The organism is Vibrio sp. 1641, from assembly GCF_033339995.1.
GTDB classification, from domain to species: Bacteria; Pseudomonadota; Gammaproteobacteria; order Enterobacterales; family Vibrionaceae; genus Vibrio; species Vibrio alginolyticus.
The window spans coordinates 93,826-119,800 of sequence record NZ_JAWOVP010000012.1 but is presented as its reverse complement, the minus strand read 5'-3'; the positions used below and the strand labels follow the sequence as shown (position 1 = coordinate 119,800).

Below are 25,975 nucleotides of genomic sequence, written 5' to 3'. Positions count from 1 at the left end.
GTTCTCGCAGTGGCGGTATCGTTAATGGGAAATGCGATAACCGGAAAAACAGATCTTCACGCAGGAACTGCTCCTCAGTGGCGATTTTAGGATCACGGTTTGTAGCAGCAACGATGCGAGTATCAGCGATATGAACCGTATTACTGCCAACTGGGCGATACTCTCCGGTTTCTAGCACCCGCAATAACTTCACTTGATGCTCGATAGGCATCTCGGTGATTTCATCTAAAAACAGCGTGCCGCCTTCTGCCTGTTTAAATACACCTTGGTGAGTTTTATTCGCTCCGGTAAAAGCGCCTTTTTCATGGCCAAACAGTTCACTATCGACCAACTCTGGACTAATCGCACCACAGTTAATCGCGATAAAGGGTTGTTGCTTACGATCGCTGGCTAAATGGATGGTCTGTGCCACTAACTCTTTACCTGAGCCACTTTCTCCGACAATGAGGACGTTGGCTTCTGTTTTTGCGACGCGTCGGATCATGCGATAGAGCTGATGCATTGGTGATGAGGAACCCACCAAAAGGCCAAATTGGTCGAGATCGCTAGTGGACACTTTACGTCCTTGATCTTGTTTTTGCTGATAGTACTGGCTGACTTCGCCTAGGGTGTCCGTCAAAATAGCAATATCGACGGGTTTTCTATAGTGAAAAATTGCACCTAAGTTCATCAGCTTATCCAAATTTTCGTTTGGAGCACCAGAGCTAATGATGATCAAGTCCATATCGTAGATGTCTTCGATATTAGAAAGGCGCTGGTAATCTGCGCTAGTAAAGTGGGTGGCTTCAACAATCGCAACTTCCGGTTTGAGTTGTAGGAAATCTTCAATCCATTGGTCTGCGGCATTGATGTCATGCAGACGAAATTTGTTCAGTTCCTGGCAAGAAGCGATGGCATTTTTAAGTGATGGATCTTGTATTCTTAGAAACAGGCTTGGCATCGACACATAAATGTCCTCTTTACTGTGATGAGGTAATATAGTTGGATTGCTCTAAGTGCACAAGACGATGTGCATGAATGCTTCTGATATATTTTGGAGATGATCGGTAGTATGGTAACTAATATAATGTTGCCACCTCCCTAAAAAGCGGCGTTATGCGAATGTTGTATTACAATTGGATATAGAAGGTGTGAATCTAAGTTAGTATTGTAGTGCCTTTATTGGGTAAAGATTTATGGGTTCATTCTTAAATGAGTTGGTCCTTGCAAGAAAAACAAGTCCATTTTACGCCGTAGAAATCTTATATTTAACCCAACGTGATCGTACAAAAAGTTTAGTACTCGCAGTTGGAAAAATACGCATGTAAAGTCGTTTAAGAGTGAATTAAAACGCGTACAGCTTTGCCTTCGCGTAGAGTTTAGTTGTTGGAGTGATAAGCCGTAGCATTAATATTACGTACCTCACATCTTAACAAGGCTCTGGCGGATCCTCTCGAAATTACCCCCACATGATGATTTCGGTCATCAATGCCATGAGCAACAAGATATCTATGCGTTTGGTGCAACGTGTCCGGTTATGACGTAGCGCCAACCCGTAGGCTGGACTTTTTAAATCTCGGAACGACTCTTCAATTTGCATTATTTTTGCGTACAAACGGGTGATATGAATGCCGTTAAGCACATGATGGGAATGTTGGTCACCAGAAGCCAAGGTTCTTTCACTCCTTTATAGAACACTTTTCCTGCCGAGTGTTTTTGGCAGGTTCGACTATGGCGATGGGCTTTTCTGCCTTTGGGGCGACTTTTGTATAAGTAAGCAAAGTGCTGAAGCGGTGAGCGCTTAGCAAGTTGGTTTCCTCCTAAAAATAGCGACTTATCTGTTGCTTGGGGATAAAACGTTTTATTCCATTGTCAAGAGCCCTCATTACACTTAATCGATGCTTCACCACATACATCTCCAAGCCAGAACCAACATTTGTTGGCGACTTGCCTGAACCATGTATTTCTAAAGCCAGCGTCGGGGATAATGATAGGCGTGCAGCCTTGGAGTTGCAGAGATTGAAACTTATCAAGAAAGTGCTGATAGCTCTTGGGTGAGTTGTAGTTTTTGTACTCAAATACTGCTCATAAAGCGTGACGACACGACCTGCTCTGATCCAGTGATATTGAAGACTCTCGTAAGAGACTTTTTCCATACTTTTAGTAATTCAAACTTTGCTAATTTAGCAATATTTCTAAAACGTAAATGTCCAAAACTGAGTTTTGAGGCCAATTTCACAAGTGTGTTCACCAAGCGATTTTGTCGTATGTTCGTATTTCAGAGGGCTAAGAAAGAAAAGGAGGAGTGACGATGCCATACAAGCAAGTCACTTTACCGCCGATGTACGCCTAGTCCATTTGTTCGGAAAAGCTAGACGCATTAAATTCGCCCGTCGGTCAAATGGTGACCGTGTTGAATGAGAACAGCGAGAAAATAGTTACCAGAGAAGATTTTGATATGCTCTTAGAACAAATTGATGTGCGGGAAAAAGCATCTTCATGACACTTTAATTCACATTAATATCTGCCACGAAGGCTGTGCAAGCAACATTGAGATAAGTGTGTCATAACCATTTTTGAAATAGTTAGTGCCCCAAGAATCCCTTATTTTCTTGACGGCTCCCATTACCGTTCTTTATCTTCAAGTCAATAATTTAAATGAAAATGATTATCACTCATTTTTAAAACTTTAGTTTGATTTTATATAAATTGAATTGTTTATGTAATTGGTTTTATATGATGACATCTTGTCAGCATATGGAGCTTTAGGGTGGGGTCTTACAAAAAATACGTTGGAATTTTATTCGTTTTATCAATGTGTAGCTTTAACAGTTACGCCGGAGCAGACGCTTTTAATAATGAGCTTTGTAATTTATCTCATGCCGGCTGGAAGAACGATAAGAACTTGAGTGCGGCTGGGTATGAGTATTGTGTAACCGGGACTGTATTTGACCAAGTTATTAACCTAACTCAATCCCCTATTTACGTTTCCACACAAAAGGGGAAGGTGAAAAAGGTACAGGGCGAGAGCAAATTTAAACTAGCCTTCTCTCGCCGTGTACATTTCCTTTCACAAGAGAACGTTCGGTTCTACAGAATATTCACAAAGTTGGTGATCGCTGACGATAGTTCTGCAAACTCAGCAAAAGAAAGGTATAAATCCTTGATGCAGAACATTTCATTTGATTCTGGTGAGGCAGTGCAGCCATTTCGAGTAAAAACCATCGGCTACGAAGCTCCAATTTTTATTGGATCGTTCAATGATAAATTTTCACAAAAAGGTTTGCAGTTAGCGAGCTCATCCCCAATGGCAGTGGGACCAGGAGTAATCATAGGAACTGGAGCAGCAACAGGGTCTGGCAACGCATGGGATAGCGATAAAGCATGTGGCGGTGACATTGTAAGAGGTGGCATTGTTGGGGGATTGACGGCAGCTGCTGGCTTGGCTTTAGCATTACCAGGAGGCGTGGGATTCATTGTTGCAGCTGCGGCTACATGGGCTGTAAATCGCTCATTAACAGGCATATGCGCTTCATGCCACGTTTCGTACTGTGACAATACTGAAGAAAGCAAACACGGTATAGGAGGAGGTAGTGGGAGATTTTAACTTAACGAGTGCGACTCTTATCACTATCATTTTGTTCGTTAACTTCTTCTTAACAAGAAAGCAAAAGCACCTTGATGGGTTCTATTTGAATGCCTACATACTGGTGATGGCAATAGCGCTAACAAATTTCGACATTATCACTATCGCACAACTGCTTGGTGCAAGTCTGGTATTTTTGATTGCTAGTTACGAACCGATAAGAACGAAACTCCCACTGCAGGGAAAGCCGTTATTCATAACGCAAAATGGTATATACATAGCGCTACTCTTAAGTAGTTGCATCGGTTGATGTCGAGTATGTGTTCTGTAAAGACAACTTGCCTCGCCAAGTGCGAGGCTTTTTATTGCGGCTTTCGAAGCCGGTAGGATGGCTCTAATTGTGGGTCATGCATCAGCCTCAACGTATAAACTCTACGCACCATATTAGAATAGAGCTTTTTCCTGAAAATGAACGACTTTTCCTTCTTTGATGTTCAGCAACTACTTACTTTTCAACAAGTCGCCCTCTCTAAAGTAAAATTCTTCCCTATTATGGTCAATACAAGCAAAGCTCTTCCCCTTTTTGAATTAACTTTTAAGTGATGCGGATTGGTAGTTTCTTGAGTCAAAAGCACTATCTAGTTGTTGGGCTTTTCGCTGAAACGGGCGCCCCCTCCAAAAAACCGCCGCTCGCTTGCTGTTGAGCAACGATATTGAGCTGGTGGCCATGTTCCACCAGCCGTTTGAACTCACATAATTTAATCGGTGTAATCATGTGCCATGATGCAAACTCGTCGTTTTTGTATGTTTAAAACGTCACGTTTTAAATTAGGAGTAGATTATAACCATAGATTAAATAGTTACAAGTTGTGTTCGGAATGTATATGGACGAACGAAAAACTATTTAAGTTGTACGCTGCTGACCTTTTCAATGTGTAACAATACGTCCATCACATCACTGTGAGCTTTGAGTAACTTTCTCTTAGCAAGAGTCCATGCCGCCAATTTCCCATGAGCGCTCACACTTACCTTAATGAAATGCTCGCGCTTCTGGTCGTTCTCATCGTACTTGGTGTACCGCGCCACATAGTATTGCTTACCATCAATGGTAGTTAACCGTGGATCGAGACTTTTCGGCAATCGCGCCAGTAAGTTGAATTGCTTGCGAACGCGATCCCAACAACGCCCCCATAGTTCCTTGCCGATTTGGTTGCGTATTTTGGTTGCCTTGCGTAGTCCTTTCTTTTCACCAATGCGAACAAACCCGACAGAACGACGAATATAACCACCCTCCGGCTTAGGTACACTAACGGCGTAGCAAGTCTTTTTCTTGGTGATAAATCGATAGCCTGTGTTAGATACGAAATAAGCATAAGCGTTACGACACTCTGACACTCTATAACCCTCAAAAAAACAAAACATGCGATTCCTTTCGGTTGGATTTAACTGGCCATTGCTGCCCTTTCTTGGCCAAATGAATAACGTTACAGCGTAACTATGTTTTTTATATTCCTAATTAATGCGACAGATTGATAGTCTTTAGGTCATCATAGCTGAAACCAAGCACTAGCTTGATTGCCTTTTTACTGAATCCTTGCTTCATTAATTCTCTTACCTTGGCTTGAGTTCATTCGGAATCGGGGTTCGGGAAAGTTCCTGTTGTCGAAGCTTAAATTCGTTCACTCGCAAGTTCGCGTTCATCAGAGCTTTACACATAATTTCCCCTCCCTTTATTCTGCCTTTGGTTTTAATGAAATGCCTGTTGTGTACTCTTTCGCTTCATCGTGGAACGTTCTTAAGTAGTGGTCAGTCACGGCAACACTAGAATGACCAAGCGCGTCCTTAATCACTTTCAAAGAGGCTTTCTTTTCAAGCAGTAGCATGGCGTACATTTTTCGCATCGAGTGTGTTGATAGCTGGTATGGCAACCTCAACTCCATTGCTATGCGCTTATACGCTCGGTTGATGTACTGGATGCTGATCGCATTGCCCTTTTTGGCCAAGTGGTGGTTGGATTGAAACATCAACTCATTATGGCCATTGTGTAGGTAGATACGCTTAATCAGTTCTTCCAGTTCGGCGTTAACGTGGATGGTGATTCGGGCGGCTTCTTTAGCGGCCTTTTCACTCTTACCTCGGGTCATACGGCCTTTGAAGCCTTTCGACTGCACAATGGTAAATGACGACCTAATCACGCCATTTATCATCACATCGCTGAATTTTAGCTTCGAAATATCGCAATAACGTAAACCTGTACGCACCTCCATTTCAATCATCATCGAGATAAGCGGGTTTATGTCATCCATTAAACGGATGATTTTTTCCAATTCTTCTAAGTCACGCGCAGGGAAAGCAGCCATTAGATCAACTCCACTTCATTAGCATTAACCGTCTTAAACTCACCACCAACGAACACCTGAATTTGCAGGGTTCGAGATAGCAAGCCAAAGCCCAAGAACAAGCCGAGCTCCCCATCGACACACACAAAATCGTGGTGAACAGGTAGGCGGCCAAAGTGGTTAATCATCTTGGTTTGTGCTTGAACACTTTGAGGCTCTTTAATGGTATTGATAGCAAAGCGAAGCTGAGAGCGAATCTTTAGGGCATTGGCACCTTTTCGCGCCTTGCTGATCGTGCCTTGCACACAAGGCAAGCCGTAGAAGTTGCGAATGACAGCGGCGGCTTGCTCTTGGCCTCCACACTCATTAATTAGCTCATCCAGAGAGATAAGAATAAGGTCATGATGACGCTCTTGGATGGCACTGCGTTTGCTCGCCCATTCATCCGAAAGCGACACCAATTCATTTTTTTTAAACATTTTTGCTGATCCTTTTTTGGCAAAATGCCAGTGTTTGCTCGGAACATAATATATTCCACCGGAATATTTTTTGCAACCATGTTCGGAATACTTCTATTGAAAGTACAAAGAGTTCCAAAAGCGGGCGATTAATCAACTTTTGACAAATAACGCAACAGTGCTCAAAACACCACCAGCAAGAAGCTATTTTTTTATCAATATTCCTATGGAATATTTAGGTTCATTCATACAAAATGCCAGGATTAGAAGGCAATCTTAGACATTTGATAAGTTATTGTTTTTATTGGATTTTGTATCTTTTTGTGTCGATGAACAGCGACAAAACATTGGATAAGTTAGTTTCAGTTCTGTCTAGAACTGAAACTAAAAGAGGTTTTTTTGAAACTCGCCACGACAATTACCCGTCTGTGGCAATATAATGACAGTGTTACACCGTCACGCGACACGAACAAACATGCATATCCTCAATTATTATGCGGTATAGGTCACGTTCTCAAAACCTAACTGCTAGTAACGATATGTTTGCATTATTTTGCATATCTAGACAATCAAAGATCACAGTCTCATAATACTCCGCGAACATCAGCTCGGTTGGCGAGAATCCCCTAAACTCTTTCCAAATCAGAGCTATATACGTATTGGCTATCCGGTCAATTGGCTTAAGAGATATAGATATGCACTGCACGTTGAATCAATTAATTCCAATCGAAATACTAGATAAATGTGACCTATCCCTAGATGTATTTAGCAGCTCGTTCCTCGATGACGCAACCGACATTTGCATGATGCATCTTATCCAATCGCATCCGAACGCACTATGCAATTCATCCATTAATCGTGATGACGTATTAAACTTCGTTCGAGATCACTTCTCCGCTTAAAAAGCAACACTTATGACGTCCTTCTGTTCGTTTTTTATTTAATTCCGAACACAAAAACGGTATGCTACGCATCAAGGATAAAGGTAGGGTTTTTCGTTACTCGCATACGCTCAAGGATGGAGTGTAACCTTTATCCTCCAATGTAATTTGGAGCAACCGTTCACCATGATTAATAAAAAAAATACTGAAATTAAAGATATAAAAGCTATTGATATAGAAACACTTAATCAATTACTTGCAAACAAACAAACGGCAGATGCGCGCCTAAAACGTGCCTTGAAGCACCGCGCGACTTTTTCCGAACAAATAGATGGCAAGGAAGATAGTGGACTATTCAATGATCGCATCGTAGCTGTAGTAAAACGTGGTAATCCGACCACTCGTTTACTTCAGTATATTGAAGCCGCCAAAGCAGCCAATAAAGAGCTTTTAGAGCGCGCACCTCAATACTTCAACAGCTCATCTAACTCATTTAAAGAGACGACCGTAATTGAGAACGTCCGTCGCGTTAACATCACAATTAATAAAGCAGCTAGCAGCCAGAAAGTCACTGGTGCACGTCTAGCCAAAAGACTTGAAGCATACCTACGCGACCTCGACCGTAAACTCTCCTACGATCTTCCAGAAGATGAGAAAGAACAGCTCACTAACAATAAAAACACTGCATTGAATGAATTGAAATACTTCAAAGACAATGCAGACGTTGAGTTTAGAAAGCGCGGTCAAGAACACAATGACATTGTCGCTATCATCCATACCTATGATGGCAACAATGGCGGCATTTCTCGCGTAGCTAAAAAGGTTCACGTTAACGCTGGTGGCCTTGTTCTAATTAGGCATCGCTCTTGTAAAGATCACGATGTGCTAATCACGAACAACACCACTGAGGGACGTTCGATATTCGATGAAGCGAATGCTTTTAAGTCGGTACTGTACCCTAACGCTAATATGTATATAGAAAGCGAAGTTGACGCTATTCGTGAAGCCAGAAAAGAGCTTAGAAGCAAGAACGAAAGCAAAGCACGTTCGCAGTTCGATGGATTAGTGAACTAAGGTTTTAAGCTAAATTATTGTTGTTCCGCTTTGATTGGTGATTTGGTGGCGATATTTAACGGTATCGCCACCTTTTCATATTACTTTTATATGTTGGCACCAACGGAATTAAGCATCGTCCGATTCAAGCGCTTCCAGTACCCATTGTTCTACGGAACTGCGAGACTCTAGCATGCTCTCTGTTACTTCCATTTCGTGCGGCACATAATCTACCAATTGAGAAAAGCAGTATGTATCCCAACGGTCAGGTGATGGGATGTTCATTTTCTCTTTCATCATCGGTTTTGGCATCATTACCCATTGGCCTGACTCGTTGATTGCACAAGGTATTTTACTGCCTTGTTCTGCCGTCTTGACGTTCTTATCTATCTGCATGCGGCCTTGGTTTATCGCATCCCGAGCCATAACATTGGCATACGCACGCTGGTTAAAGAAACGCTGCTTATCGCTGGTGGAGTGCATCTTCTTACCCCAACGAATGCGCTGTACGCGCCGTCCGTAGCGTTCTAAGCAAGTCGCCGTGTCATAACCTACACCGTCACTATCCACTGCTATCGTGATGTTTGGGTACAAGTCCTCACTACACTCTGCATGGATAATGTCAGCGAACCGAACCGGATCGACCGTGCTTGGTTGTTCAAGCAATTTCACGCTCTTAACGATGCGCTCCATGCGTTGACCCCAAACCTTGCAGATATTGAGTATCGAGCGGTCACGACCATTACCCACGTCCACCAGCGCAGCCCAACCCCAACCATCGGGCATATCGAGGTTGAGCCTTGCGCTTTTGTCCAGTGCATCCCGACTAAGCAGCATGCCAGCAATGGAACTTGGGAACTCCCCACGTACTTTAATCAGGTATTCCGGTGCCTCTCGACCGCCATACTCCAATCGCTTATCGAGGATAAATTCCACGGTTACGAACGGCGATTCCTCGGAGTTAAGCCGGATGGCTCGCCATCGACCACTAGGCTCGGCTAATCGGTGATGCGTATCGTAGAAATAGCCGCTAGGACGCGTTGGCTGGCTCAATAACAGCATTCGGTTATCTTTCTCGGTCAATGCACCCGCTAACACACCAAAAGCCTTGTCAGAGACGCCTGACGCCTCATCGACAATGACAAACAAGTGTTTAGCGTGTTCACCCGCTAGCGCTTCCTCGTTACCAATACGACACGATTTAGCACTGGCTTGCCAGATACCTTTTGCTGAGTTTTCAAAAAAGGCTGTCTCGGTAATGGTGAAGTATTGCTGTAACCAACCATGCTTTTGTAAGAGCGTGTTCCAGTTGGATTTTAGGTACTTCCATACACCGATTTGTACCTGTCTCGCGTTGTTCGCCACCAGCACAACACGCGCATTGGGGAAGCAGAGCATGAAAGCAATGATCATGATACTGGTCATGTCTGACTTGCCTGTACCGTGGCCAGAGCTGACAGTCGTTCGCGCACCAATACGCTGAGCACTATCAATGATTTTGCGCTGCTGCCAGCTCGGCTTCTTACCGACTAGCTCAACAGCGAGGCGTTTCCAGTCATAGCGATACCGCTTAACTAGGGCAGGGTAACGGGGATCTTGTGTTACGCTCTTTATTCGTCTAGCCACCAAGTACCTCGAAGCTGTCTACATCGTCAAACCCCGACACTCCCTCGTTCTCGAGGTCATCATAGGCTTGCTCTTTAGCGGCTTCGTTTTGTATTTGGGATGGGGATAGGGTAGGTTCTACGCCGTTCTCTAGGTCTTCGGCTTCTTTGATTCGTCGGTTTACTTCTTCTTTGCGCGCAGGTAGCCAGTTATCTTGCTGCTCAATCTGCTCTAACGTGTAGTCATCAAACAGCTCATCCAGCTCTTGCTCACTGATACCAGTGTCGTCTACTTCTGGCTCTAGGTTCGCTAGTTCTACCTTAGCTTCATGCAATAGCGTTGCTGGTGGACGTGCGCCTAACTTCTCGATTTGCTGACACGTCTCTAAGGCTGTCCAGTTGTTCTTAGTGCGCAGAGAAAGCATTTCTATTACTAGGCTGGTTTCTTCCGCTGGCAGTAAGTGTGGCATCATCAATTCAGCGTATTCCTGTTTACGCAAATCGATGTAGCGCTTGACCTCTTGTTTGGCCATCGTGGAAATACTCAATTCCAGTTCACGCAATCTGGTGCCATAGCCAAAGATGAGACGGTCACGCATGGCGTTTATGTCTACTGGCTGGTTTTCGTCATCGAGCGGAATGTCTCCGCTTTCTTCCATTTCATCGATCTCTTTAAGGCGTTTAGCTAACGTCTCATTCATTCGGTAATACTGCGAACGGGCAATAATCAGTTCGTTGCAAACCGAAAGCGGATCGGTATCCATGAGAATATCCATGATTTCGCCAGTAATACCCGCACTACGGGCATAACCACCATGCACAACAGGGCGACCCACTTGAGCACTGGAATACTGCGAAAGTCCCTCAACTGATCGCGGCTTGCGCAGTGATCCAATACCCCCTGTTTTCGCGCGATCGCCTTGCGCACTTTGCGCTTGCGCAGTTGCCCCCGCTTCTTTGGACTTTGATTTATCAGCCCTTTTTTTCTTCTTGTCGTTTTTCGCTTCTTGAAATTTCGCTAATTGCTCATCGTAAAGATCAAATAATCGATCAAACTCGGGCAGCGATCGCATGGAATTAAACTGGCGGCGCAATGTCGCACCGTTCACCCCTTTATCTTTCGCAAAAGCGGCCATCGTGAGCGTTGGGTTTTGAGCTCCACGCACGAGAAATTCTTTCAAAAGGGAATGCCAGTCATTGCCCTGACTGGTCTTTTTCGCTTTGATTTTTGGCATAACGGACGGTTGGAACTTGCCGCCCGTTTTGGCTGGCCGTTTTATATATCGCTTAGCGGTGCCGTACTTCAATCCGTTGGCTTCGCAATACTCGGCCAGCGTCAAAGTCGGCTGCTTCTCTAACTGCTCCCAAAACTGCTGTTGGTGAGCCTGATAGTCAATCTTGCCGGACACGGTTAAACCCCATTCATTTTGTTACGTTCGGAATAATACAGAGTTTAAACAGGTAACAAAAATACGAATGAGGCCATTTAAAACAATCGCTTGATTATCAACAAGGTTTTAAATACAAAACTTGATAACGCGACATTAAATAGTATTTACAGTAACAATTTTCTGCATATAATCATGGCCAGCTAGTGAGTAACGCTACTCATGTACAATTGATTCTGCGGCACGATATAGTAATTGGCTGCGTTATCTCACTAGCCACCTTTCCCCCACACCCAAGACAACGCGCTACGTGACGAAAGGAATACCCCCTTGAAAGCACCCGAGCGCATCAAATTCAGACACAAAGCCAAAACCAAAGCACGACAAGCCATGTTTAGAACCCGCCAACGGGAAAAGGGATTAGCGCTACTTCAAGTGCGAATCTCACGCCTTGCTCACGCAAAAGCATGCGAACAATGCGAACAGAACGGGATTACCCTGACCGAGCTGTATCAGTTGGCCATCAACAACACCGATCCAAACCAACTACCAGAAAAGCACCCCGAAGTAATCGAGGGTGACCTAGTAGGGACACGCCAAATCAGTCCTTGGATTGACCCCGAAGTTGCAAAGACGTTTGAGAAATTGGCCACCAACTACCGCAATCGAACCATAGCGATGAGTGCTATCGTCTATGCGTATTGCGCTCGATGCGAAGCTGAATGAACCGAACTGGACACGCTTGGGGCGCACTGTGCTTTGCGCCCGTTCCTCTCGCCTTAATGGCAGACACAACACCACTGCATTCAATCCTGGCATTTCTTGGTTGCTTAAGCGGTTCGAGCGCACCGGACTGGCTTGAATTTGACAGAATCCCGCACCGAACTTACACCCACATCCTTTCGATATGGCTCGCTGCAACGGCTTATGGCTATCATTTGGCAATAGGGGATACATTCGTACTCATTGAGGCGTTAAAAGCCACCAGCACGATTCTAGGTGCGATTCTGTGTGGATTTGGATGCGGTTGTGTGTCGCATTGGCTTGGGGATGTGTTAAACCGCCAGCCAGTGCCGATTTTTACCCCATTTGATAGGTACTGTTTGAATCTATTCGCCTCGGGACGCCACCAGCGAATCACATGCGTATTTATTTTCTCAGTAGCATGTATTTTAGTTGGCTTTTTACGGCCTTTGTCATTCCGAATAGACTTGTTAAAAATGGAGTTTTTTACATAAAAAAAGGCCACGTTTTACCGTGGCCTTTTGATTTTGAGGAGTTGTCAATAACAGGTAATTCAATAACCAATCAATTGGCCATCTATATTTTGGAGTATCCACGTCCATTTTCTTGCGAGCGAGGTAAATATAGGACACTAAAAACGCCTTTTCAATAGGTTGAAACGCGACACATAAAAAAAGAGCCAGTATTTCTACCAGCTCTTTAACCCTCTTTTGCAAACCTTCTTTGAATCACTCGCCGAAGCTGTACGCTTCACACGAAAACAAGGCAATTATATTGATACTTACCTTGAAAAATCAAGAAAAAAGCGCCGATGGTGTAACCAAGGGCGCTTGAGATCAGCTGTCTAAGATTTTAAAGGAAACACGGTCGTCACAATGGCAACTAATGTAACTCGCGTATAAATAAATTTATCCGTTCGGAATTCTTAGTTCAAGTGTTTTTTACCATCACAAACAAAAACAAGTATTACCAATCACCCACTCTGAAGCACGTATGTTATCAATGGCATATTAACTGAGGTATCCTTTACCGCTAATCATAATAAACAGGGAATCCTTATGCCTATTTTTATAGGGATAGCAGCCTTAGTGTTTGTAGGACTGATATTTGGCTTTCACATCCAAGTCTCAACTTCATTTATAAATGTCATTACATCCATAGGCACATTGCTTGGTGGGTTTGGTGCTGCATATGCCGCCTATCTGGCGCGTCAGTCTGTAGGGGAATGGCGTGATGAGTTTCACTATAAGAACACCTACAGTCAGCTTTCTGAGTTTGAGAGCATGTTGAAGACTATGCTTGAAGATTTTACTGAGAACTCCCTCTCTAAAGATAGCTTAACGACACTAAGCAACACGGCAGCTTTGCAAATCCCATTAAAAATCTTGCATCCATATCGTGAGCGCTATCAACGCCTACACGAAGACATTCTTAATGGCTTGTCCAGTGAGGGAGCCAGAGCCTTTAAAGAACTGGAATATTCCTCTGTATGCGCAGCTATGAGCAATAGCTTTCTCACTGGCCTATCAAACTACCAACGATTAACGATCCTCGCTAAAGACATTGACGAAAGTGAGCATAACGTCGAAGAAAAGGGGCAACAACTGACTGCTGATATGGCCGAATATCTTAAGGTCTACAAGGACTATCGTCAGCACGTTCAGCGCTACCTTAAGATAGTTAGGGATATTAGAACGTCCCTTTAACTCGATTGGCGCCATGCTCCATAACTGATAGTATCATCTTTCATTTCATTCGAAAGATTAAGGAGTTGGCATGGATAATGATCAATATGAACTAGGCGTAAATAACGGCTTTAGCGACGAGAAAGCTATGTCTGGTTTTCTGATGAGCCAAAGACCCCATAGCTACACCATTGGCTATATGGCTGGTTACGCAATGAATGTCATGAGCATGCAAGGCGGGAGCGCTATAGTTGCCGCTAATGTGTTAGGGGAACTTTCTTGGCAATACAATATCGATATCGAAGAAATAGATGACCACATTCTTGATGAGATTTTTGAGAATGAGGGCGGTTTTACTGACGAATTGCGTAGCGCGTTTGATAAGGGCTTTGACGAGAAATGTGAAGAGATCGACGACGACGACGAAGATTAAGCCCACAACTAAGAACAAAGGGCTGACCCTCTTTCGAAGATCAACCCTTTGCCCTCTTTGGGAGCCTGTAGGTTTTACCCTACAACGCTTGCACAACCTTATTAAACAAGCGCACCGTATAGGAAGTCGTATCCGTCACTGTCCTATGGGAATAATACTAAACTTATTCCGAACACATCACAATATTGGTTTGCATTTCATTTTGTTATTTTTACCCATTTAAAGATTGTTTCTGTCGCTTTTTGCTGGTGGCTTTATTGAGTGTTTCATAGTAGCCAATCTTTATCAAAAATAAGTACCAGAGCGCATTAAGAGGCGTGATTTGCCTAAACTGTAGGTCAGCAAACCAGAATCGCTTTTTCAGATGCTTAATGGCCATGTAGGCTAACCATTGGTGTTTGAATCTAAGTACCGTCACTAGGCGCGCTTTCTTCACCTTAAGCGTGAATACATAGGCTCTTGTCTTTCCTGTCTTACTCATTGCTTGCTTTCCCCTCTAACTGGTATCTAAGCGGAGCAGTAAGCCATCCCCAACGTTTATGTCGCCATATGTCGCTAATCGTGGACTGGTGAACGCCATATTCCTCGGCTAGCGTGTGTTGGCATACCTGTTTAGTGAATAACAGCTCGTAGATGCGTAGAACTTCACTAGGGGATAACTTGGATGCGCAGTTCTTTCCTCGGCGGTCTACGTTGTCCTTTACGGCCTTTTCAGCGGGTACACCAGCCTTAAGGCGTCTTAGCACTCTGCGGTAACTGGTGTCGGTAGCGGCGCATAGCTGTCTTGCGGTCATTACCTTGCCTTGGTAGGTCACAAGGTGCTTGGTAGCCTCGGCCAGTAGTTCCTCTCCGGTTCGTAGTCCTTTGTGATACGCGCGATAAAGGGAAGTCATTGGATAGCCAGTTAACTGAGCGAGACGGTACACGCTCATCGATTGACCCTGATATTGAACACTCATAGTAGCTCACTCCCTTAAGCCACTTTAGCGATTTGCTCATAGATACCAGTAAGGTGCGTTCTGCCTACCTTACGGTTAAAGCGCATGGATGGTGTTTGTAGACCTTTCTCGGTAAAGAGCACTAATGCACTGCCGAAGTTCACACCTTGCTTTTTGGTGTGTCCATCTGTCTCATAGAACGGGTAACGACCATCCGGCTTGTAAATCATCGTGGCGTAGCCCTCTACCAAGTCCAGCCACCACGTTGTGAGTTCTTCATGTGGTAACAGCATCATGCCGTCACGGCCTTTTCTGGCTTGTTCTAGCGCCTTTTCCAGAAACTCAAACTTAAGGTCGAACGGAGGATTGCACCACCAGCCATCTTCCCATTCGCCTTGTAGGCCATCGAACCCCACACAAACAGGGTTTAGGAGTTGAGCTGCCTTGTGTTTTGGCTTAAGGCTTGGGAATCCACTCGGCTGTTCGTTAATCCAGTCAGGAGCCACGTAGAAGCGGTTCACCTTGGCGGTTTGTGGCTCGGCGGCCACATCTAAAACGAACTCTTTTCCGGTATCACGTCGAAAGAGGAATTGAGCATCAAAGAAACAATCCCAACGAGTCGCCCATTTGTTCTTTGCGCCCTCGACGGTCTTACTTTTGACTAGGTGCGCCATTCTCTGACTTCTCCCCACTCTTGGCCGCTACCGTAATGCGCTCGATGCGTTCTGCGTCCAAATCAATCTTCACTCGCTCTATCTTTGGATAGACCACCAATCCATAAAAGCTGTATGTGCCAATACCGACAACAGCCACCAGCGCTAACACAATGGTTATGGCCAGTAGTCGAACAGAGCCGATAAAGACACGTAGCCCAATTGCCTTGCTATCATTCATGGACGCGTACCATGCCCTTGTAAGCAGAGAACAATACGCTGTGCTCGGTTTTGACACCTAAGCGCTCTTTCGTCGCCGGATTAATGGTTGTGCGTTCACGCTCTATGTGACGGAAACGGCCAAAGCCTCGAATTTGCACCTCACGGCCTTTCGCAATCTCAACCAGAATGTGATTGATCATTGCGTCCAGACAATCGCCCACCAGCTCTGCATCATCACCAGTAAGCTTTAAGCCAAGGCGTTTAGAAATGTTTCTTTCAATGTCAGTTCGGTTTAAGCGTGTGCTCATTAATGTGCCCCCTTGATCTCGTTTACCTTGTTTGCCAGCTCATCGCGGAATACATCCGATGCACTAAAAGTCAGCTTGTCTCGCGCAGCTACAATCGCTGGTGCTCCCGTTTTTGGATTACGGCCAGCTCGCGCTTTCTTAAGGCGAGGTGCGAACGTGCCGAAACCACTAAGCAATACAGCATTGCCCTCAATCATGGTTTGAGTTGAGATTTCTTCGATAAAGGCATCAAAAACCAGCTCGCATTCTTCACGTAATGCGCCCGTTTCTTTTTTCATTGCTGAGATCAGTTCGTGCTTACCTACGGCTTTTTGTTTAGACACGCTAAGTCCTCTTGAATATCTTTCAGATAAATTCCGTGCTGTTGGCCTAGAAGATTGATGGCATAAAGAACCAGTTCTTCTCGACTGCTACAGCCAAGTTCTATTTGGAGTCGCCTAATTTGCTCTCGTTGTGTCGCGCTGGCGCGATAGTATTGACGTTTAATGTCAAACCTAGCCATCTTGGCAAGATGACGATTCCAGCGCTGCTGAGGGGTTAAGGCGTTCTTCTTGGGTTTACGTCCTGCCATGAGACGATTATAACCATTCCGAACACGCCGTAAATATTCCGAACACGATTTCTGTTTTTAATACAAAAAAATACCGCCCATATAGGCGGCATTTGTGGAAAGATGATCAAGGATTTGATTAAGCTCGTTTGAACTCCGAAAAGTGGCTGCGCATGCCATCACGAACTTTGAGAGGCGTTTTGCGCAGCTTGGCGCGTGTCGCTGTGTCGTATAAGTATTGTTCCCATTCCCAATAGGACATATCACGTAGTCGGCCTACTGGCTCACCAACACTGTTCATGAATATGTAGGTGTTCTTGGCTTGGCCGTTCGGGATTGAGTTGCCATTACCATCCAATATCTCAAAGACCCCTCTCGCACCGACAAACGTCACGGTCAGACCATATTGTGCCGCTGTAGCATCAATCATTGCGCTAGTGAGGTAAACATTCTCGCCAAAGATTTTAGTACGGAGGATTTCACGACGATATTTCTTAATGTCTCGAACCCATTCAAAGATAACGCAGCGAGTATGTGGCGTTCGGATGTTGGTTTTTACTTTGATTAGACCAGCATCGAATAGCATTCTAATGACTCGATAGTTGATCTTCTCTCTTGGTGCAATTGTGTCGCCAGTAGCATCGTAGTCACAAATATGACCACCAGTAAGCCAGCGATACGCTTGAGCGCTACCAAATTCCCCTGCGGGAGCATAGCTTAGCAACAACTTGTCATAGTAAAGGTAATCGCATAGGAAGTTACGGACTACCTTTGTTGCTTCTAACACGTCTAAATCAACTGGCTTTTGGCCAATGCTGTGATATTCACTCGCTAACATGAGATAACTAAGCCCTTTTTATATACTTATGCGGCTAGTCTAGTTTTGTTATCAAATGTTGGCAATTGGAGATAGCTATTAATTTGACAAATGCACTCATCAAACCCCTTAGCCACAACCACGTAATACCCTAGATTTTGGAACATTTTTATCTTTTCCTGTTGTTCCTTACTTGGGCGACCTTTTTCCGTTTTTACCTCCAAAAAGAACCCGTGATACACCCCTCTCGGGATAGGAAAAAATATATCTGGCACACCTTTCTTTTGTCCCTCATAGCTCATCATCGAAGCCGCTTTAGGTGTTCGGTAGCCACCATTAGGGATTGAGAAAACCAGCGGGTAAATGTCCTTGTACTGCGTCTCTAACGTGTAGAACAAACGCACCTGTAACCAGTGTTCGGCCAGTTTCGTGTCGTTAAACTCTTTCGGGCGCTTAATCCCTTGTGCAAGGCGCGTTTTGTGTGGTGAATCCAGTTCCACTTTCTTCTGTGTTGCAGCGCGCGCAACGTCAATGTCTTTCTCAAGAATACGAATGAGCCAGGCTGGTAGCTCTGACTTGTCCACCAGCGCAGTATTTGGGACGTTTATCGATACCGGATTGATGATGTGATTAACAGAACGGTTAATCTCGTTAAGTGCTGCATCGATATTGAAGTCGCCGCCGTGGCCAGCTTTCACGCCTTTGCTTTTCCACTTCTTGCGCTTAGCGACTTGGTTTGCGAGGAAAGAGTGATCGAATCGTGGTGCCTTGGCCATAACTAGATAAGCCCTTGTGTTACTAAAATCTCTTGTTCCTTACGGCGGTTAAAGTAGGCAAATACCTCGTCCTTGGTGAATTGCTTAGCTACCACTTTGCGGCGGTCACCTTGCGAGAAAACACGCTTAGCAATGTCCTCAGATAGCGTCCAACAAAGTGCGGTTTCGATTTCGGATTCGTCATTGATAGCTCGGTAGGCCGTGATCACCTTGGGTAGCTTGGCGAACGCCTTGCGCTCTGACGATTTCATCACCTTGTGCTTGTTGCGTCTCGGGCACGTAAACAGGGACGACCACACACATTGATGTTGGTGCGAGCCTTGCGCTTTCCATAGCGTTCCAAGTACGTCCCAATAGGTTGAGTCGTCTTGGATAGCTGGCGCACTGCGAACAAAGAAATCGAGCTGATAACACTCAGGAATGGATAACAAACGGGAAATGATATTGGAGTCGTTAACGTTAGCCACTTTGTACCTCTTTTTTGCCGCCTCACACTGCTTGGCAAGGCGGCCTAACGTTATGATCTTTCGATTAGTGTATTGTGCTTACTTCGGGGTTATGTACTTTGCGAGCTTTTGAGCGCATCGATTCCAGCACCATCGCTATCAGCTCAATTGGGGATGGCTGCCCCTCAAGGCTTGCGTTTTTCGATTTTAAAATGTCATTTTCAGCTCTTAGCACCTTGGCCACTTGCTTGTTACATTGATTGGCCAGCTCGCTAGCAATGTTTCCCATTTGTTGACGCGCATCCTCACGGCTCTCACAAGGCTTACTCAATACTTCGGAGCACTTTTGAGAGAATGTCATCAAACGCTCGTCAGCCAATACACTATTAAAGAGCTTTCCAAAGCTCTTAAGCACCGAATCTGGCGCGCCCGACATTCGTTCATCAAGCTTGCGCGTCATCGATTCACGAACATTTCTTAAATGGTCAAAATAAAAACTTGGACTTAAGTAGACACGCTTATTTTCCTCGTCAAATTTAAAAGACATCCCTTTAACAAGTCTTGTTCCGCAATGTTGCTCAGTCATTGTTTTACTCACTCTTAAAAAATACGTGTTTATACTCAGGTTTGATTGGTTGTAAGCCCTCTACAGACTCCACTCGGTCGCACTCTCGAAAGAACGACAAGATAGGGCAATACGATGAATTGATACCTCTCGTTACCTTGCACACCTCTTGGAATACCAAGGCGCTCTCATACTGCTCTGTCGAGCAAGCCGTAAAGAACATCGGATTGACCACCAGCGAGCCGCTAGAATCGGTTTGTGCCGCAGAACTGTTAGCAACAATCATTGGCACGGTCATCATTAAAGCAGCATTCGCCGCCGTGCTTGTTGTGCTGGTGGATGCTTTGATTGGCGTTGCCGGACGAACAGGCGCAGGAGCAACACGAACTGGCATAGGTGCAACTCGAACAGGGGTTACTACTGGCGCTGAATGCGCTTGAAAAGCGGCCAGCAAGGCCGCCGCTAGTGTAAATTTTCTCAGCATCAGTGAATAGTCTCCCCGTTAGCTACAACTCGTTGAACGTTCTTAACTTCTAAGGTTGAATCCGGCTTGGTTTCCACTTTCAGCATGTCAAGCATATCCATAACAAGGCTAAGCATCTGCTTAGTTTCTTCTGACGTACCACCAAGGCGATCATCTGCCGATTTAATGTTGTCTTTGAGCTCATTCGTCAGGTAATCGCAAGCTTGTTGAGATAGGTTCGTTAACACCAAAGGCAAGTGCATTTCGGGATCAAATTCTTCCTCCCCCTTGTACACATATTCCAATTCATTAGCGGCACTCATCGCCAATTGGAATAGCTTGCTGTCCATCAGTAGCGTTTCAGCAATCTTGGTAGCTACTCCCACGACTACTTGAGGCGGTACTGCATCTTTGTCGTTCTCGTCATACTCGTACACCTTGCTTACGTGCATTGGAATTGCTTGAAGAACCACATCACGCACAGCGCGGTAATGGTCGTAATAATAGGGAGCCATCAAAACCACTCCGCCTGTTTCGGGATTAAAACCGACCATCATTGTGTTAACTTCGCAGGATGTTTCGAACTGTGCTTGAGTGTTCATGCTCATGCCTCTCGCTTTCTGGCTTAAACAATTTATTAAGGGTAGGAAAAGCAAGGGAGCGTATCCCTTGCGGGTTTAAATTCTTCTCAGTATTTGTGGCTTTGGTGCGCCAAGTGTGGGTATTCCTTTTCCAGCATGTACCCTTTGCTGCATTTCTCGCATCGATGCGCAAACTCATTATCGACGCGCACCTTACCTAATCGAACTACATTGCCTTTACACTGCTCGTCATCGCATTGGTACGTCACTAACACGGCTGAAAATGGCTTGTATGTCTCGCTCACTTACGCTTACCTCGTTTCTGGTTACGTTTAGGCTTGCTTGGTTTCTTTGGTGTGTCAGGAATACGGCCACCAGCGGAATGCAGCGCGTACTCTGTATTGAATCGTTTGTTGATGCGCTTAATCAGGCTTACGCTGCGTGGTGCAAGCTCTTTCGCACGTTCAATGTGTGTTAGCGCTCGGTTTAGCTCATGTTGAGGCACGTAATCACTTAAGCGCTGCGCAATCTCTACTAGGTTCACTTGGGTACACCAATCCAAATCGAGGACTTTGGCCACACTCACGACTTTCTTTGTGCGCTTAACTGCACGGGCTAAAGCTCGCTCAATTTGGTCTACTGGTACTTGCTTAGCGGCCTCGGTAAATTCTTCCCAATACTCCTGTGGAAGTAGGCACGATTCGTGTAGCAGCTTAGACATACATAGGGAACCATCTTCACCAATGTAAGCCGTGTGGCCAGCTCCGGTATGCGTGTTCATTAGGTAAATCAGACCAAAACGCTGATCCGGTTTGCCTAGACCCTCTTGAGGCTGAATCGCTGTCGCCTTGCAAAGCATGTAGGCTTGCCAGTTACCGCCTTTCCAAACGGATTTAAGATCGTGGTATTGAACCGCTTCACCTAGATATAGGTTGTCGTTGCGCAGTTCTTCGTTTTCGTGAGCAATGATCGCTGCGTAGGCCAACACCTCATCAATGTTGTGCATCACGTAGTGATAGTTCTCGTCAGCGTTCTTCAATCCCTCGCTCATGCTGTTGATTTGCTCGGTTTGAGTCGCCACCAGCTCACTTAGCATTTCGATGTGTTCTTTGCTCTTGGTGAGCTCTGATTCAGTGGCCTTGTATGCCTCATCCAGTGTCGCGTTCTTAGCGGCGGTTGCTTTGCGTTTGTCCTCGGCAATGCGTAGTTGCTCTTGAACACTCTCAAGTTGCTGATTAAGCGATTCCAGTTCACCAGATGATGCCACTTGGTTAGCCAATGCAGCGGCTACCTTGTTCTCCACCAGCTTAGGAATGCCGTCCAGTTCTTGTTGAGCGTGACGCAACTCAGTGGTAAGGCGTTTGATCTCTGCTTCTAGGCGTTGGTTGTCCTTACCTAGACGCTCGTTTTTTTTGTGTAGCTCGGCTGCGATCTGCTCGGCCTCATTACGTTTTTTACGCATCACCTCAGTACCAGCCATTGCGCGGTCACGCGCTGCAAGGATTTCGGTACGTTCATCAAGCATTGCCTGATATTTTTGCTTTAGCGCCTCGTCGGCCTTGGCCGTGCGTTGGGATAGTTTGAATTGCAAGTCATCGATGATGTGCTGCATCAAACCAACAAGCGGGATCTCAAATTCTTTGATTTCAATTGGCGAATTTTCAGGAAGTCCCCACGGAAGCTCTACAGTAAAAACATCGCTCATAGGAAAATTTCTCTACTACTCAAAAATTGGGATAAGGGAATAGGGTTAAAGTTTTCTTATTCTTGGTTAGCAAAGAGCTCAAGGCGTTCTTCTAAGTCATCCAGCCAAACCAGTATTTCGCTACCTTTGTGAACGTAGTCGAGGTCGCTGTCTTGGATTAGTTCGGCCACATGACGCGAACACCCGTTTACTTCTGCCGCGATCGCACGGTTACTGAAATAAAAAGCACTTAGTGTGTCAGTAAAATCCGTTTCGCCTGTCGCCTCGCGCATTTCCATAAGCGCTTTAATGGTCATTCGACGCAACACAATCAGTAAGTCGCCTTGAGTTGCTAACGCTAAATTTTGTTTACTCACCGTTTAAGCCGCCACGTAACTCAGCATCTTGTAATGACGGAACTCGTTCTGGAACGGTATTTCATCGTCAAAGTCCATTGGTGGCTCGCCGTATTGTTGTTGAGATTGATCCCAACCACCCTGTTGCTGTGGTGAATGCTGTGGTTGTTGAGGTTGACCCCAACCGCCTTGTTGTTGCTGGCCACCAGCTCGGTTATTGCCAAGCATTTGCATCACGCCATTAAAGCCTTGAACTACTACCTCTGTGCTGTAACGGTCTTGGCCTTGCTGGTCTTTCCACTTGCGAGTCTGCAATTGCCCCTCGATGTAAACTTGTGACCCTTTGCGTAGGAACTCCCCCGCCACTTCGGCCAACTTGCCGAACAACACCACTCGATGCCACTCGGTTTTTTCTCGGTTCTCCCCTGTCGCTTTATCGCGCCAAGTTTCGGATGTAGCGATCGTGATATTCGCTACTGCACCGCCATTTGGTAGGTATCGGATTTCGGGATCTGACCCCAAGTTGCCAACCAGAATGACCTTGTTAATGCCTCTTGAAGCCATTCGTTATTCTCCGGTATCTCTCTTTACCGCTTTGTCTCTGTTAGAAATCGCATCACCAAAGAACAAATAACCCACGTCTGTACTTGTGTAGACCGCTATCAGTTCTAGGTTTTGCACCCTTGGGTTCACTTCGCCATTCTCGATTTTTCGATAAGTGTCTGGTGATAACCCGATTAACCTGCTCATTTCGAGTATGGTTAAATCTGCATGCCGTCTCGCTCGCTTGATTCGCGCTGCACGTTGCTGTCGATACTCAAGCGATTGGATTCGAGCGGCCTGTTTAATCTTTGCGTCTCGCATTTTCATAGAAGCTCTCCACTTCACTTGCTAGTCGTTCTTCCTCGGTTGTTGTCGCCTTAATCAAGGCAACGCGATATTCATGTAACCGATTCTTTGACCAATCTAGGCAGAGCTTTTGCCACTTGATAACGGCAACCGGATCGGAAAGGTCGTAACCCGTCCCAAAACAGCTACAGCACTCCCACTTGCTAAATAACGACTTGGTGTAACCAGTGCCATTGCAAGTCGGGCAGCGATCCGGCTTGTCATCCAATGTCACATCGGCATCTTGTAACCGGTTCGCCAGAGCTTCGCGTTCGTCCGTAAGCTCTATGCCCTCGAATGTATCCAGGATTGATGGTGAGCTTTTGTCTCGCTCTCTTTGCCGTTGTTCCAGTTGAGATCGCTTAATTTCAGAAATTTCCCCACTCACCTTCCATTCCGAACACATCAATTTTATTCGTAGTATAAACCCGCTTAAAAAACAATGCAAAAAGTATTGATACAAAAACTGAAACGATGTATTTTTGTCTCAACAAACAGGCAAACAGACTCATATGAGGAATCAGCAAATGTCAGAGAACAACAGAAAAAAGTTCACGACCAAATCCAAGCAGGCGTTAAAGAGTACATGACCAACACCTCGAACAGCGTCTTAGACTTCGCTTTGGCCAATGCAATTAAGAGCGGTAAGAACAACCTAAATGAAATGTGTAAAATGTGGAGAACCCCAGTATACAAGCTACTTAGCAAGTTAAACACTTCTCTTTTCAAAGTGGATGATGATAAAATCCACCTCGCATAGACGGATACGTTTAGCTATCGGGATAAGAGTAATGGAAAGCTTCGGGGAAACTCGAAGCTTTTTTTTGCCTCGAAACTCAATCCGAACGTTTAAGAGTTTAAGGCACAAAAAAATCGCCCACTAATAGATAGAACGCTTTACATTCGGAATTAATAACAACACCAACTAGCAAAAATAAACAAACAAAAAAACAACCATACCAAACAACAATACTGTCGCTTTATAAAAAATTAAAAATTAGAAAGCATCAATCGCGAAAGCTAGTTTGAACTGATTAATCAAAAACCTCGTCCTGTTAGTTCCGAAATCACGCATTCAATTTAAAATAGCGGTATAGTGAAAAACAGATGCCATACGTGATACCGGATCGTTTAGCATCTTATCGACGTCAAATAGTTGAGTTTAATACTGTCAACACTCAGGCTAATTGGAAATAAGTGGGCAAAAACTAGCCAAAATGATAGGAAGCTTAACCACTTAAGTTGTACGGGGAAGCATTTTTGTTTTTAACAGGATAAGATGAGTTAACAGCAATATATTGAATGCGCTAACCCATCTGCTGGAAGCGGCAACTTTCTTTTGAGGTTGGCATCAAGCAGAAAGGAAAAATGAACATGAATTATTGGATAAAAATCTTGCTCATATCCCGATTCATGTAGAGAAATGAATATTTTTCAAAGCGTTTCTTTATGAGAAGGGAATTATCTGATAACAATGGGACATAAGGACTTGGGAGTTTTCATGCGCCTAAACCTGAAAGAGATAACCAACTCGTTTGGGCGTTTGCAAAATTAGCAAAAAGTCTGGAATACTAGGCACAGCAAGACTTGGAACAAAACGTTCCCTAATAACCTTGATTGTGTGAAGAATATAAAAAAAGGCTGGATTCGAAGAACCCAACCTTTAATTAATTAGGAGGTAATTATGTAATCACCAACCAAGCTCGAAGCAGCTAGAAAGCTTCACTTCGTGCATACGGGCAATCAATGGTGGCCGCCATTAAAAAACCCTTGTGCGTTGTCTTTAACCATAAGCCTTTGGAGAGGTAGATATGGTCAAGTTAGTTGATCTCTTGATTGCTTTAATCAAGTTAGTCACAGCCATAGTGCAAGCACTATTCGGCTAGACAACGTTGTCGCTCTAGAAGTACATTGTTGCTTCTAGAGCACACTTACAACTATCCAATAATTAATATTTCCTGTCAATTCGTGTTTTTGTCAAGAACTCACACAAATGCGATCGCAATTCGGTTCTGCCTGCCAAATTTACCTTTCATCGTCCATCTATCAGTTAGATTGAAAATTGACCTACCACTATTAGTTATAACACGCAGTTGTCTATAGCCAGGATCATTCACTCATCTAAACAACAAAAACTTGTTGTGTATGTGGGAAACTGTGTAAATCTTTGATTTTCCAGTTATCCACATACGCTATAAAGATCTATATTTAACTATATCAATCTATGAGAACTATAGAACTATAAGATCTATAGTAACCGTAACGTATTGATTTTAATTGGTTTTAACTCGTTTAAAGATCTTTTTTTAGGTCTTTAAGTAACAAGATCTAGGTTTAATTGATCATTTATTAGGTGTTTGTGATCTTCTTACAGGCTTTAGTGCTACATAATCTAGGTGAAAGTGATCATATATCAGGTGATTGGATAACAGATTTTAGGTGTTTCTGCTCTTGAATGACATATTTTAGGTGTGTGAGATGGTTGTATAGGAGTCTTGTCCGGTTTTTTCTACTTTCGAGTCAATGATCACGTCGAGTTCACTCCCATATACCTAAAATGTGTCACATAGCTCATTTC

Annotated in this window: 31 protein-coding genes and 1 pseudogene; 6 read left to right on the top strand and 26 right to left on the bottom strand. The window is 44.6% G+C overall.

Features of this window, described 5'->3' with window-relative positions:
• Both R7Z47_RS19360 and R7Z47_RS19355 read right to left on the bottom strand, forming a co-directional pair.
• On the bottom strand, window positions 1-946 hold a 946-nt coding region (locus R7Z47_RS19360), incomplete at its 3' end, for a sigma-54 factor interaction domain-containing protein (protein ID WP_318130539.1).
• A gap of 498 nt (window positions 947-1,444) precedes the next feature.
• Window positions 1,445-2,087, bottom strand: a pseudogene (locus R7Z47_RS19355) (IS4 family transposase); the annotation flags it as partial.
• Between the two features lie 662 nt (window positions 2,088-2,749).
• Between R7Z47_RS19355 and R7Z47_RS19350 the strand changes: the two are divergent.
• On the top strand, window positions 2,750-3,586 hold the full coding sequence (locus R7Z47_RS19350; RefSeq protein WP_318130537.1) for a hypothetical protein: 837 nt from the start codon (window positions 2,750-2,752) through the stop codon (window positions 3,584-3,586).
• 879 nt (window positions 3,587-4,465) lie between these two features.
• Here R7Z47_RS19350 and R7Z47_RS19345 read toward each other — a convergent pair.
• The 3 genes from R7Z47_RS19345 to R7Z47_RS19335 form a co-directional block, all read right to left on the bottom strand.
• Window positions 4,466-4,987: a Fe3+-citrate ABC transporter substrate-binding protein gene (locus R7Z47_RS19345; RefSeq protein ID WP_212668980.1), complete on the bottom strand. Its 522-nt coding sequence runs from the start codon at window positions 4,985-4,987 to the stop codon at window positions 4,466-4,468.
• Between the two features lie 308 nt (window positions 4,988-5,295).
• A complete protein-coding gene (locus R7Z47_RS19340; RefSeq protein WP_262598046.1) occupies window positions 5,296-5,925 on the bottom strand; it encodes a tyrosine-type recombinase/integrase in 630 nt (209 codons plus the stop codon).
• The gene (locus R7Z47_RS19335) at window positions 5,925-6,383 is read right to left on the bottom strand and encodes a hypothetical protein (protein ID WP_064369724.1); all 459 of its coding nucleotides are present in this window, start codon (window positions 6,381-6,383) and stop codon (window positions 5,925-5,927) included. The genes R7Z47_RS19340 and R7Z47_RS19335 overlap by 1 nt, the downstream gene beginning before the upstream one ends.
• A 1,046-nt stretch (window positions 6,384-7,429) precedes the next feature.
• On the opposite strand from R7Z47_RS19335, the gene R7Z47_RS19330 reads away from it, so the two are divergent.
• Window positions 7,430-8,317, top strand: coding sequence for a hypothetical protein (locus tag R7Z47_RS19330; protein WP_318130533.1), 888 nt, complete (start codon window positions 7,430-7,432; stop codon window positions 8,315-8,317).
• A gap of 108 nt (window positions 8,318-8,425) precedes the next feature.
• Here R7Z47_RS19330 and R7Z47_RS19325 read toward each other — a convergent pair whose 3' ends face one another.
• Both R7Z47_RS19325 and R7Z47_RS19320 read right to left on the bottom strand, forming a co-directional pair.
• On the bottom strand, window positions 8,426-9,922 hold the full coding sequence (locus R7Z47_RS19325) for a terminase (protein ID WP_318130530.1): 1,497 nt from the start codon (window positions 9,920-9,922) through the stop codon (window positions 8,426-8,428).
• Window positions 9,915-11,309, bottom strand: coding sequence for a hypothetical protein (locus R7Z47_RS19320; protein WP_213868148.1), 1,395 nt, complete (start codon window positions 11,307-11,309; stop codon window positions 9,915-9,917). Before R7Z47_RS19320 ends, R7Z47_RS19325 begins: the two co-directional genes overlap by 8 nt.
• A gap of 309 nt (window positions 11,310-11,618) precedes the next feature.
• Here R7Z47_RS19320 and R7Z47_RS19315 point away from each other — a divergent pair, with 309 nt between their 5' ends.
• From R7Z47_RS19315 to R7Z47_RS19300, 4 genes are all read left to right on the top strand, one after another.
• Window positions 11,619-12,014 carry a hypothetical protein gene (locus R7Z47_RS19315; protein WP_213868149.1) on the top strand — a complete coding sequence of 132 codons (396 nt, stop codon included), beginning with the start codon at window positions 11,619-11,621 and terminating at the stop codon, window positions 12,012-12,014.
• Window positions 12,011-12,526, top strand: a complete 516-nt coding sequence (locus R7Z47_RS19310; RefSeq protein WP_213868150.1) for a hypothetical protein — start codon at window positions 12,011-12,013, stop codon at window positions 12,524-12,526. The genes R7Z47_RS19315 and R7Z47_RS19310 overlap by 4 nt, the downstream gene beginning before the upstream one ends.
• A 564-nt stretch (window positions 12,527-13,090) precedes the next feature.
• Window positions 13,091-13,738, top strand: a complete 648-nt coding sequence (locus tag R7Z47_RS19305; protein ID WP_213868151.1) for a hypothetical protein — start codon at window positions 13,091-13,093, stop codon at window positions 13,736-13,738.
• Window positions 13,739-13,808: 70 nt separating this feature from the next.
• Window positions 13,809-14,150 carry a hypothetical protein gene (locus tag R7Z47_RS19300; protein WP_213962058.1) on the top strand — a complete coding sequence of 114 codons (342 nt, stop codon included), beginning with the start codon at window positions 13,809-13,811 and terminating at the stop codon, window positions 14,148-14,150.
• Between the two features lie 211 nt (window positions 14,151-14,361).
• Here the strand turns inward: R7Z47_RS19300 and R7Z47_RS19295 are convergent, their stop codons facing one another.
• From R7Z47_RS19295 to R7Z47_RS19205, 19 genes are all read right to left on the bottom strand, one after another.
• Window positions 14,362-14,631, bottom strand: coding sequence for a hypothetical protein (locus tag R7Z47_RS19295; protein ID WP_215810178.1), 270 nt, complete (start codon window positions 14,629-14,631; stop codon window positions 14,362-14,364).
• Window positions 14,624-15,109 carry a hypothetical protein gene (locus tag R7Z47_RS19290; protein WP_169628922.1) on the bottom strand — a complete coding sequence of 162 codons (486 nt, stop codon included), beginning with the start codon at window positions 15,107-15,109 and terminating at the stop codon, window positions 14,624-14,626. Before R7Z47_RS19290 ends, R7Z47_RS19295 begins: the two co-directional genes overlap by 8 nt.
• 14 nt (window positions 15,110-15,123) lie before the next feature.
• A complete protein-coding gene (locus R7Z47_RS19285; protein WP_025558929.1) occupies window positions 15,124-15,762 on the bottom strand; it encodes a DNA N-6-adenine-methyltransferase in 639 nt (212 codons plus the stop codon).
• Window positions 15,740-15,982, bottom strand: a complete 243-nt coding sequence (locus R7Z47_RS19280; protein ID WP_017634081.1) for a hypothetical protein — start codon at window positions 15,980-15,982, stop codon at window positions 15,740-15,742. Before R7Z47_RS19280 ends, R7Z47_RS19285 begins: the two co-directional genes overlap by 23 nt.
• Window positions 15,975-16,271: an HU family DNA-binding protein gene (locus tag R7Z47_RS19275; protein WP_158159308.1), complete on the bottom strand. Its 297-nt coding sequence runs from the start codon at window positions 16,269-16,271 to the stop codon at window positions 15,975-15,977. Before R7Z47_RS19275 ends, R7Z47_RS19280 begins: the two co-directional genes overlap by 8 nt.
• The gene (locus R7Z47_RS19270) at window positions 16,271-16,594 is read right to left on the bottom strand and encodes an HU family DNA-binding protein (RefSeq protein WP_052484255.1); all 324 of its coding nucleotides are present in this window, start codon (window positions 16,592-16,594) and stop codon (window positions 16,271-16,273) included. The genes R7Z47_RS19275 and R7Z47_RS19270 overlap by 1 nt, the downstream gene beginning before the upstream one ends.
• The gene (locus R7Z47_RS19265) at window positions 16,573-16,842 is read right to left on the bottom strand and encodes a hypothetical protein (RefSeq protein WP_017634078.1); all 270 of its coding nucleotides are present in this window, start codon (window positions 16,840-16,842) and stop codon (window positions 16,573-16,575) included. The genes R7Z47_RS19270 and R7Z47_RS19265 overlap by 22 nt, the downstream gene beginning before the upstream one ends.
• A 118-nt stretch (window positions 16,843-16,960) precedes the next feature.
• Entirely contained in the window at window positions 16,961-17,659 is a 699-nt protein-coding gene (locus tag R7Z47_RS19260; RefSeq protein ID WP_017634077.1) for a hypothetical protein, read from the bottom strand.
• A gap of 26 nt (window positions 17,660-17,685) precedes the next feature.
• Window positions 17,686-18,414 carry a VRR-NUC domain-containing protein gene (locus R7Z47_RS19255; protein WP_213868155.1) on the bottom strand — a complete coding sequence of 243 codons (729 nt, stop codon included), beginning with the start codon at window positions 18,412-18,414 and terminating at the stop codon, window positions 17,686-17,688.
• Window positions 18,415-18,416: 2 nt separating this feature from the next.
• Entirely contained in the window at window positions 18,417-18,881 is a 465-nt protein-coding gene (locus R7Z47_RS19250) for a hypothetical protein (RefSeq protein WP_237284026.1), read from the bottom strand.
• A 64-nt stretch (window positions 18,882-18,945) separates the two neighbouring features.
• Window positions 18,946-19,446 carry a hypothetical protein gene (locus R7Z47_RS19245; RefSeq protein WP_215810179.1) on the bottom strand — a complete coding sequence of 167 codons (501 nt, stop codon included), beginning with the start codon at window positions 19,444-19,446 and terminating at the stop codon, window positions 18,946-18,948.
• A 4-nt stretch (window positions 19,447-19,450) separates the two neighbouring features.
• On the bottom strand, window positions 19,451-19,909 hold the full coding sequence (locus tag R7Z47_RS19240; RefSeq protein ID WP_169628926.1) for a hypothetical protein: 459 nt from the start codon (window positions 19,907-19,909) through the stop codon (window positions 19,451-19,453).
• Window positions 19,909-20,496: a hypothetical protein gene (locus tag R7Z47_RS19235; RefSeq protein WP_064369740.1), complete on the bottom strand. Its 588-nt coding sequence runs from the start codon at window positions 20,494-20,496 to the stop codon at window positions 19,909-19,911. Before R7Z47_RS19235 ends, R7Z47_RS19240 begins: the two co-directional genes overlap by 1 nt.
• An 80-nt stretch (window positions 20,497-20,576) precedes the next feature.
• A complete protein-coding gene (locus R7Z47_RS19230; RefSeq protein ID WP_169628928.1) occupies window positions 20,577-20,774 on the bottom strand; it encodes a hypothetical protein in 198 nt (65 codons plus the stop codon).
• Window positions 20,771-22,174: a hypothetical protein gene (locus R7Z47_RS19225; RefSeq protein ID WP_215810181.1), complete on the bottom strand. Its 1,404-nt coding sequence runs from the start codon at window positions 22,172-22,174 to the stop codon at window positions 20,771-20,773. Before R7Z47_RS19225 ends, R7Z47_RS19230 begins: the two co-directional genes overlap by 4 nt.
• Before the next feature lie 56 nt (window positions 22,175-22,230).
• A complete protein-coding gene (locus tag R7Z47_RS19220; RefSeq protein ID WP_064369742.1) occupies window positions 22,231-22,530 on the bottom strand; it encodes a hypothetical protein in 300 nt (99 codons plus the stop codon).
• A gap of 3 nt (window positions 22,531-22,533) precedes the next feature.
• A complete protein-coding gene (locus R7Z47_RS19215; protein WP_064369743.1) occupies window positions 22,534-23,073 on the bottom strand; it encodes a single-stranded DNA-binding protein in 540 nt (179 codons plus the stop codon).
• Between the two features lie 3 nt (window positions 23,074-23,076).
• Window positions 23,077-23,379, bottom strand: a complete 303-nt coding sequence (locus R7Z47_RS19210) for a helix-turn-helix domain-containing protein (RefSeq protein WP_064369744.1) — start codon at window positions 23,377-23,379, stop codon at window positions 23,077-23,079.
• The gene (locus tag R7Z47_RS19205; RefSeq protein WP_215810182.1) at window positions 23,354-23,785 is read right to left on the bottom strand and encodes a hypothetical protein; all 432 of its coding nucleotides are present in this window, start codon (window positions 23,783-23,785) and stop codon (window positions 23,354-23,356) included. Before R7Z47_RS19205 ends, R7Z47_RS19210 begins: the two co-directional genes overlap by 26 nt.
• Between the last annotated feature and the right edge of the window lie 2,190 nt (window positions 23,786-25,975).

Excerpts from the sequence above, each read along its gene's own strand:
- R7Z47_RS19240 (WP_169628926.1), bottom strand. The coding sequence starts at position 19,909 with ATGCTGAGAAAATTTACACTAGCGGCGGCCTTGCTGGCCGCTTTTCAA.
- R7Z47_RS19300 (WP_213962058.1), top strand. The coding sequence starts at position 13,809 with ATGGATAATGATCAATATGAACTAGGCGTAAATAACGGCTTTAGCGAC.
- R7Z47_RS19285 (WP_025558929.1), bottom strand. The coding sequence starts at position 15,762 with ATGGCGCACCTAGTCAAAAGTAAGACCGTCGAGGGCGCAAAGAACAAA.
- R7Z47_RS19255 (WP_213868155.1), bottom strand. The coding sequence starts at position 18,414 with ATGGCCAAGGCACCACGATTCGATCACTCTTTCCTCGCAAACCAAGTC.
- R7Z47_RS19215 (WP_064369743.1), bottom strand. The coding sequence starts at position 23,073 with ATGGCTTCAAGAGGCATTAACAAGGTCATTCTGGTTGGCAACTTGGGG.
- R7Z47_RS19340 (WP_262598046.1), bottom strand. The coding sequence starts at position 5,925 with ATGGCTGCTTTCCCTGCGCGTGACTTAGAAGAATTGGAAAAAATCATC.
- R7Z47_RS19245 (WP_215810179.1), bottom strand. The coding sequence starts at position 19,446 with ATGACTGAGCAACATTGCGGAACAAGACTTGTTAAAGGGATGTCTTTT.
- R7Z47_RS19275 (WP_158159308.1), bottom strand. The coding sequence starts at position 16,271 with ATGAGCACACGCTTAAACCGAACTGACATTGAAAGAAACATTTCTAAA.
- R7Z47_RS19210 (WP_064369744.1), bottom strand. The coding sequence starts at position 23,379 with ATGAAAATGCGAGACGCAAAGATTAAACAGGCCGCTCGAATCCAATCG.
- R7Z47_RS19235 (WP_064369740.1), bottom strand. The coding sequence starts at position 20,496 with ATGAGCATGAACACTCAAGCACAGTTCGAAACATCCTGCGAAGTTAAC.
- R7Z47_RS19225 (WP_215810181.1), bottom strand. The coding sequence starts at position 22,174 with ATGAGCGATGTTTTTACTGTAGAGCTTCCGTGGGGACTTCCTGAAAAT.
- R7Z47_RS19295 (WP_215810178.1), bottom strand. The coding sequence starts at position 14,631 with ATGAGTAAGACAGGAAAGACAAGAGCCTATGTATTCACGCTTAAGGTG.
- R7Z47_RS19310 (WP_213868150.1), top strand. The coding sequence starts at position 12,011 with ATGAACCGAACTGGACACGCTTGGGGCGCACTGTGCTTTGCGCCCGTT.
- R7Z47_RS19265 (WP_017634078.1), bottom strand. The coding sequence starts at position 16,842 with ATGGCAGGACGTAAACCCAAGAAGAACGCCTTAACCCCTCAGCAGCGC.
- R7Z47_RS19260 (WP_017634077.1), bottom strand. The coding sequence starts at position 17,659 with ATGTTAGCGAGTGAATATCACAGCATTGGCCAAAAGCCAGTTGATTTA.
- R7Z47_RS19330 (WP_318130533.1), top strand. The coding sequence starts at position 7,430 with ATGATTAATAAAAAAAATACTGAAATTAAAGATATAAAAGCTATTGAT.
- R7Z47_RS19335 (WP_064369724.1), bottom strand. The coding sequence starts at position 6,383 with ATGTTTAAAAAAAATGAATTGGTGTCGCTTTCGGATGAATGGGCGAGC.
- R7Z47_RS19280 (WP_017634081.1), bottom strand. The coding sequence starts at position 15,982 with ATGAATGATAGCAAGGCAATTGGGCTACGTGTCTTTATCGGCTCTGTT.
- R7Z47_RS19305 (WP_213868151.1), top strand. The coding sequence starts at position 13,091 with ATGCCTATTTTTATAGGGATAGCAGCCTTAGTGTTTGTAGGACTGATA.
- R7Z47_RS19290 (WP_169628922.1), bottom strand. The coding sequence starts at position 15,109 with ATGAGTGTTCAATATCAGGGTCAATCGATGAGCGTGTACCGTCTCGCT.
- R7Z47_RS19345 (WP_212668980.1), bottom strand. The coding sequence starts at position 4,987 with ATGTTTTGTTTTTTTGAGGGTTATAGAGTGTCAGAGTGTCGTAACGCT.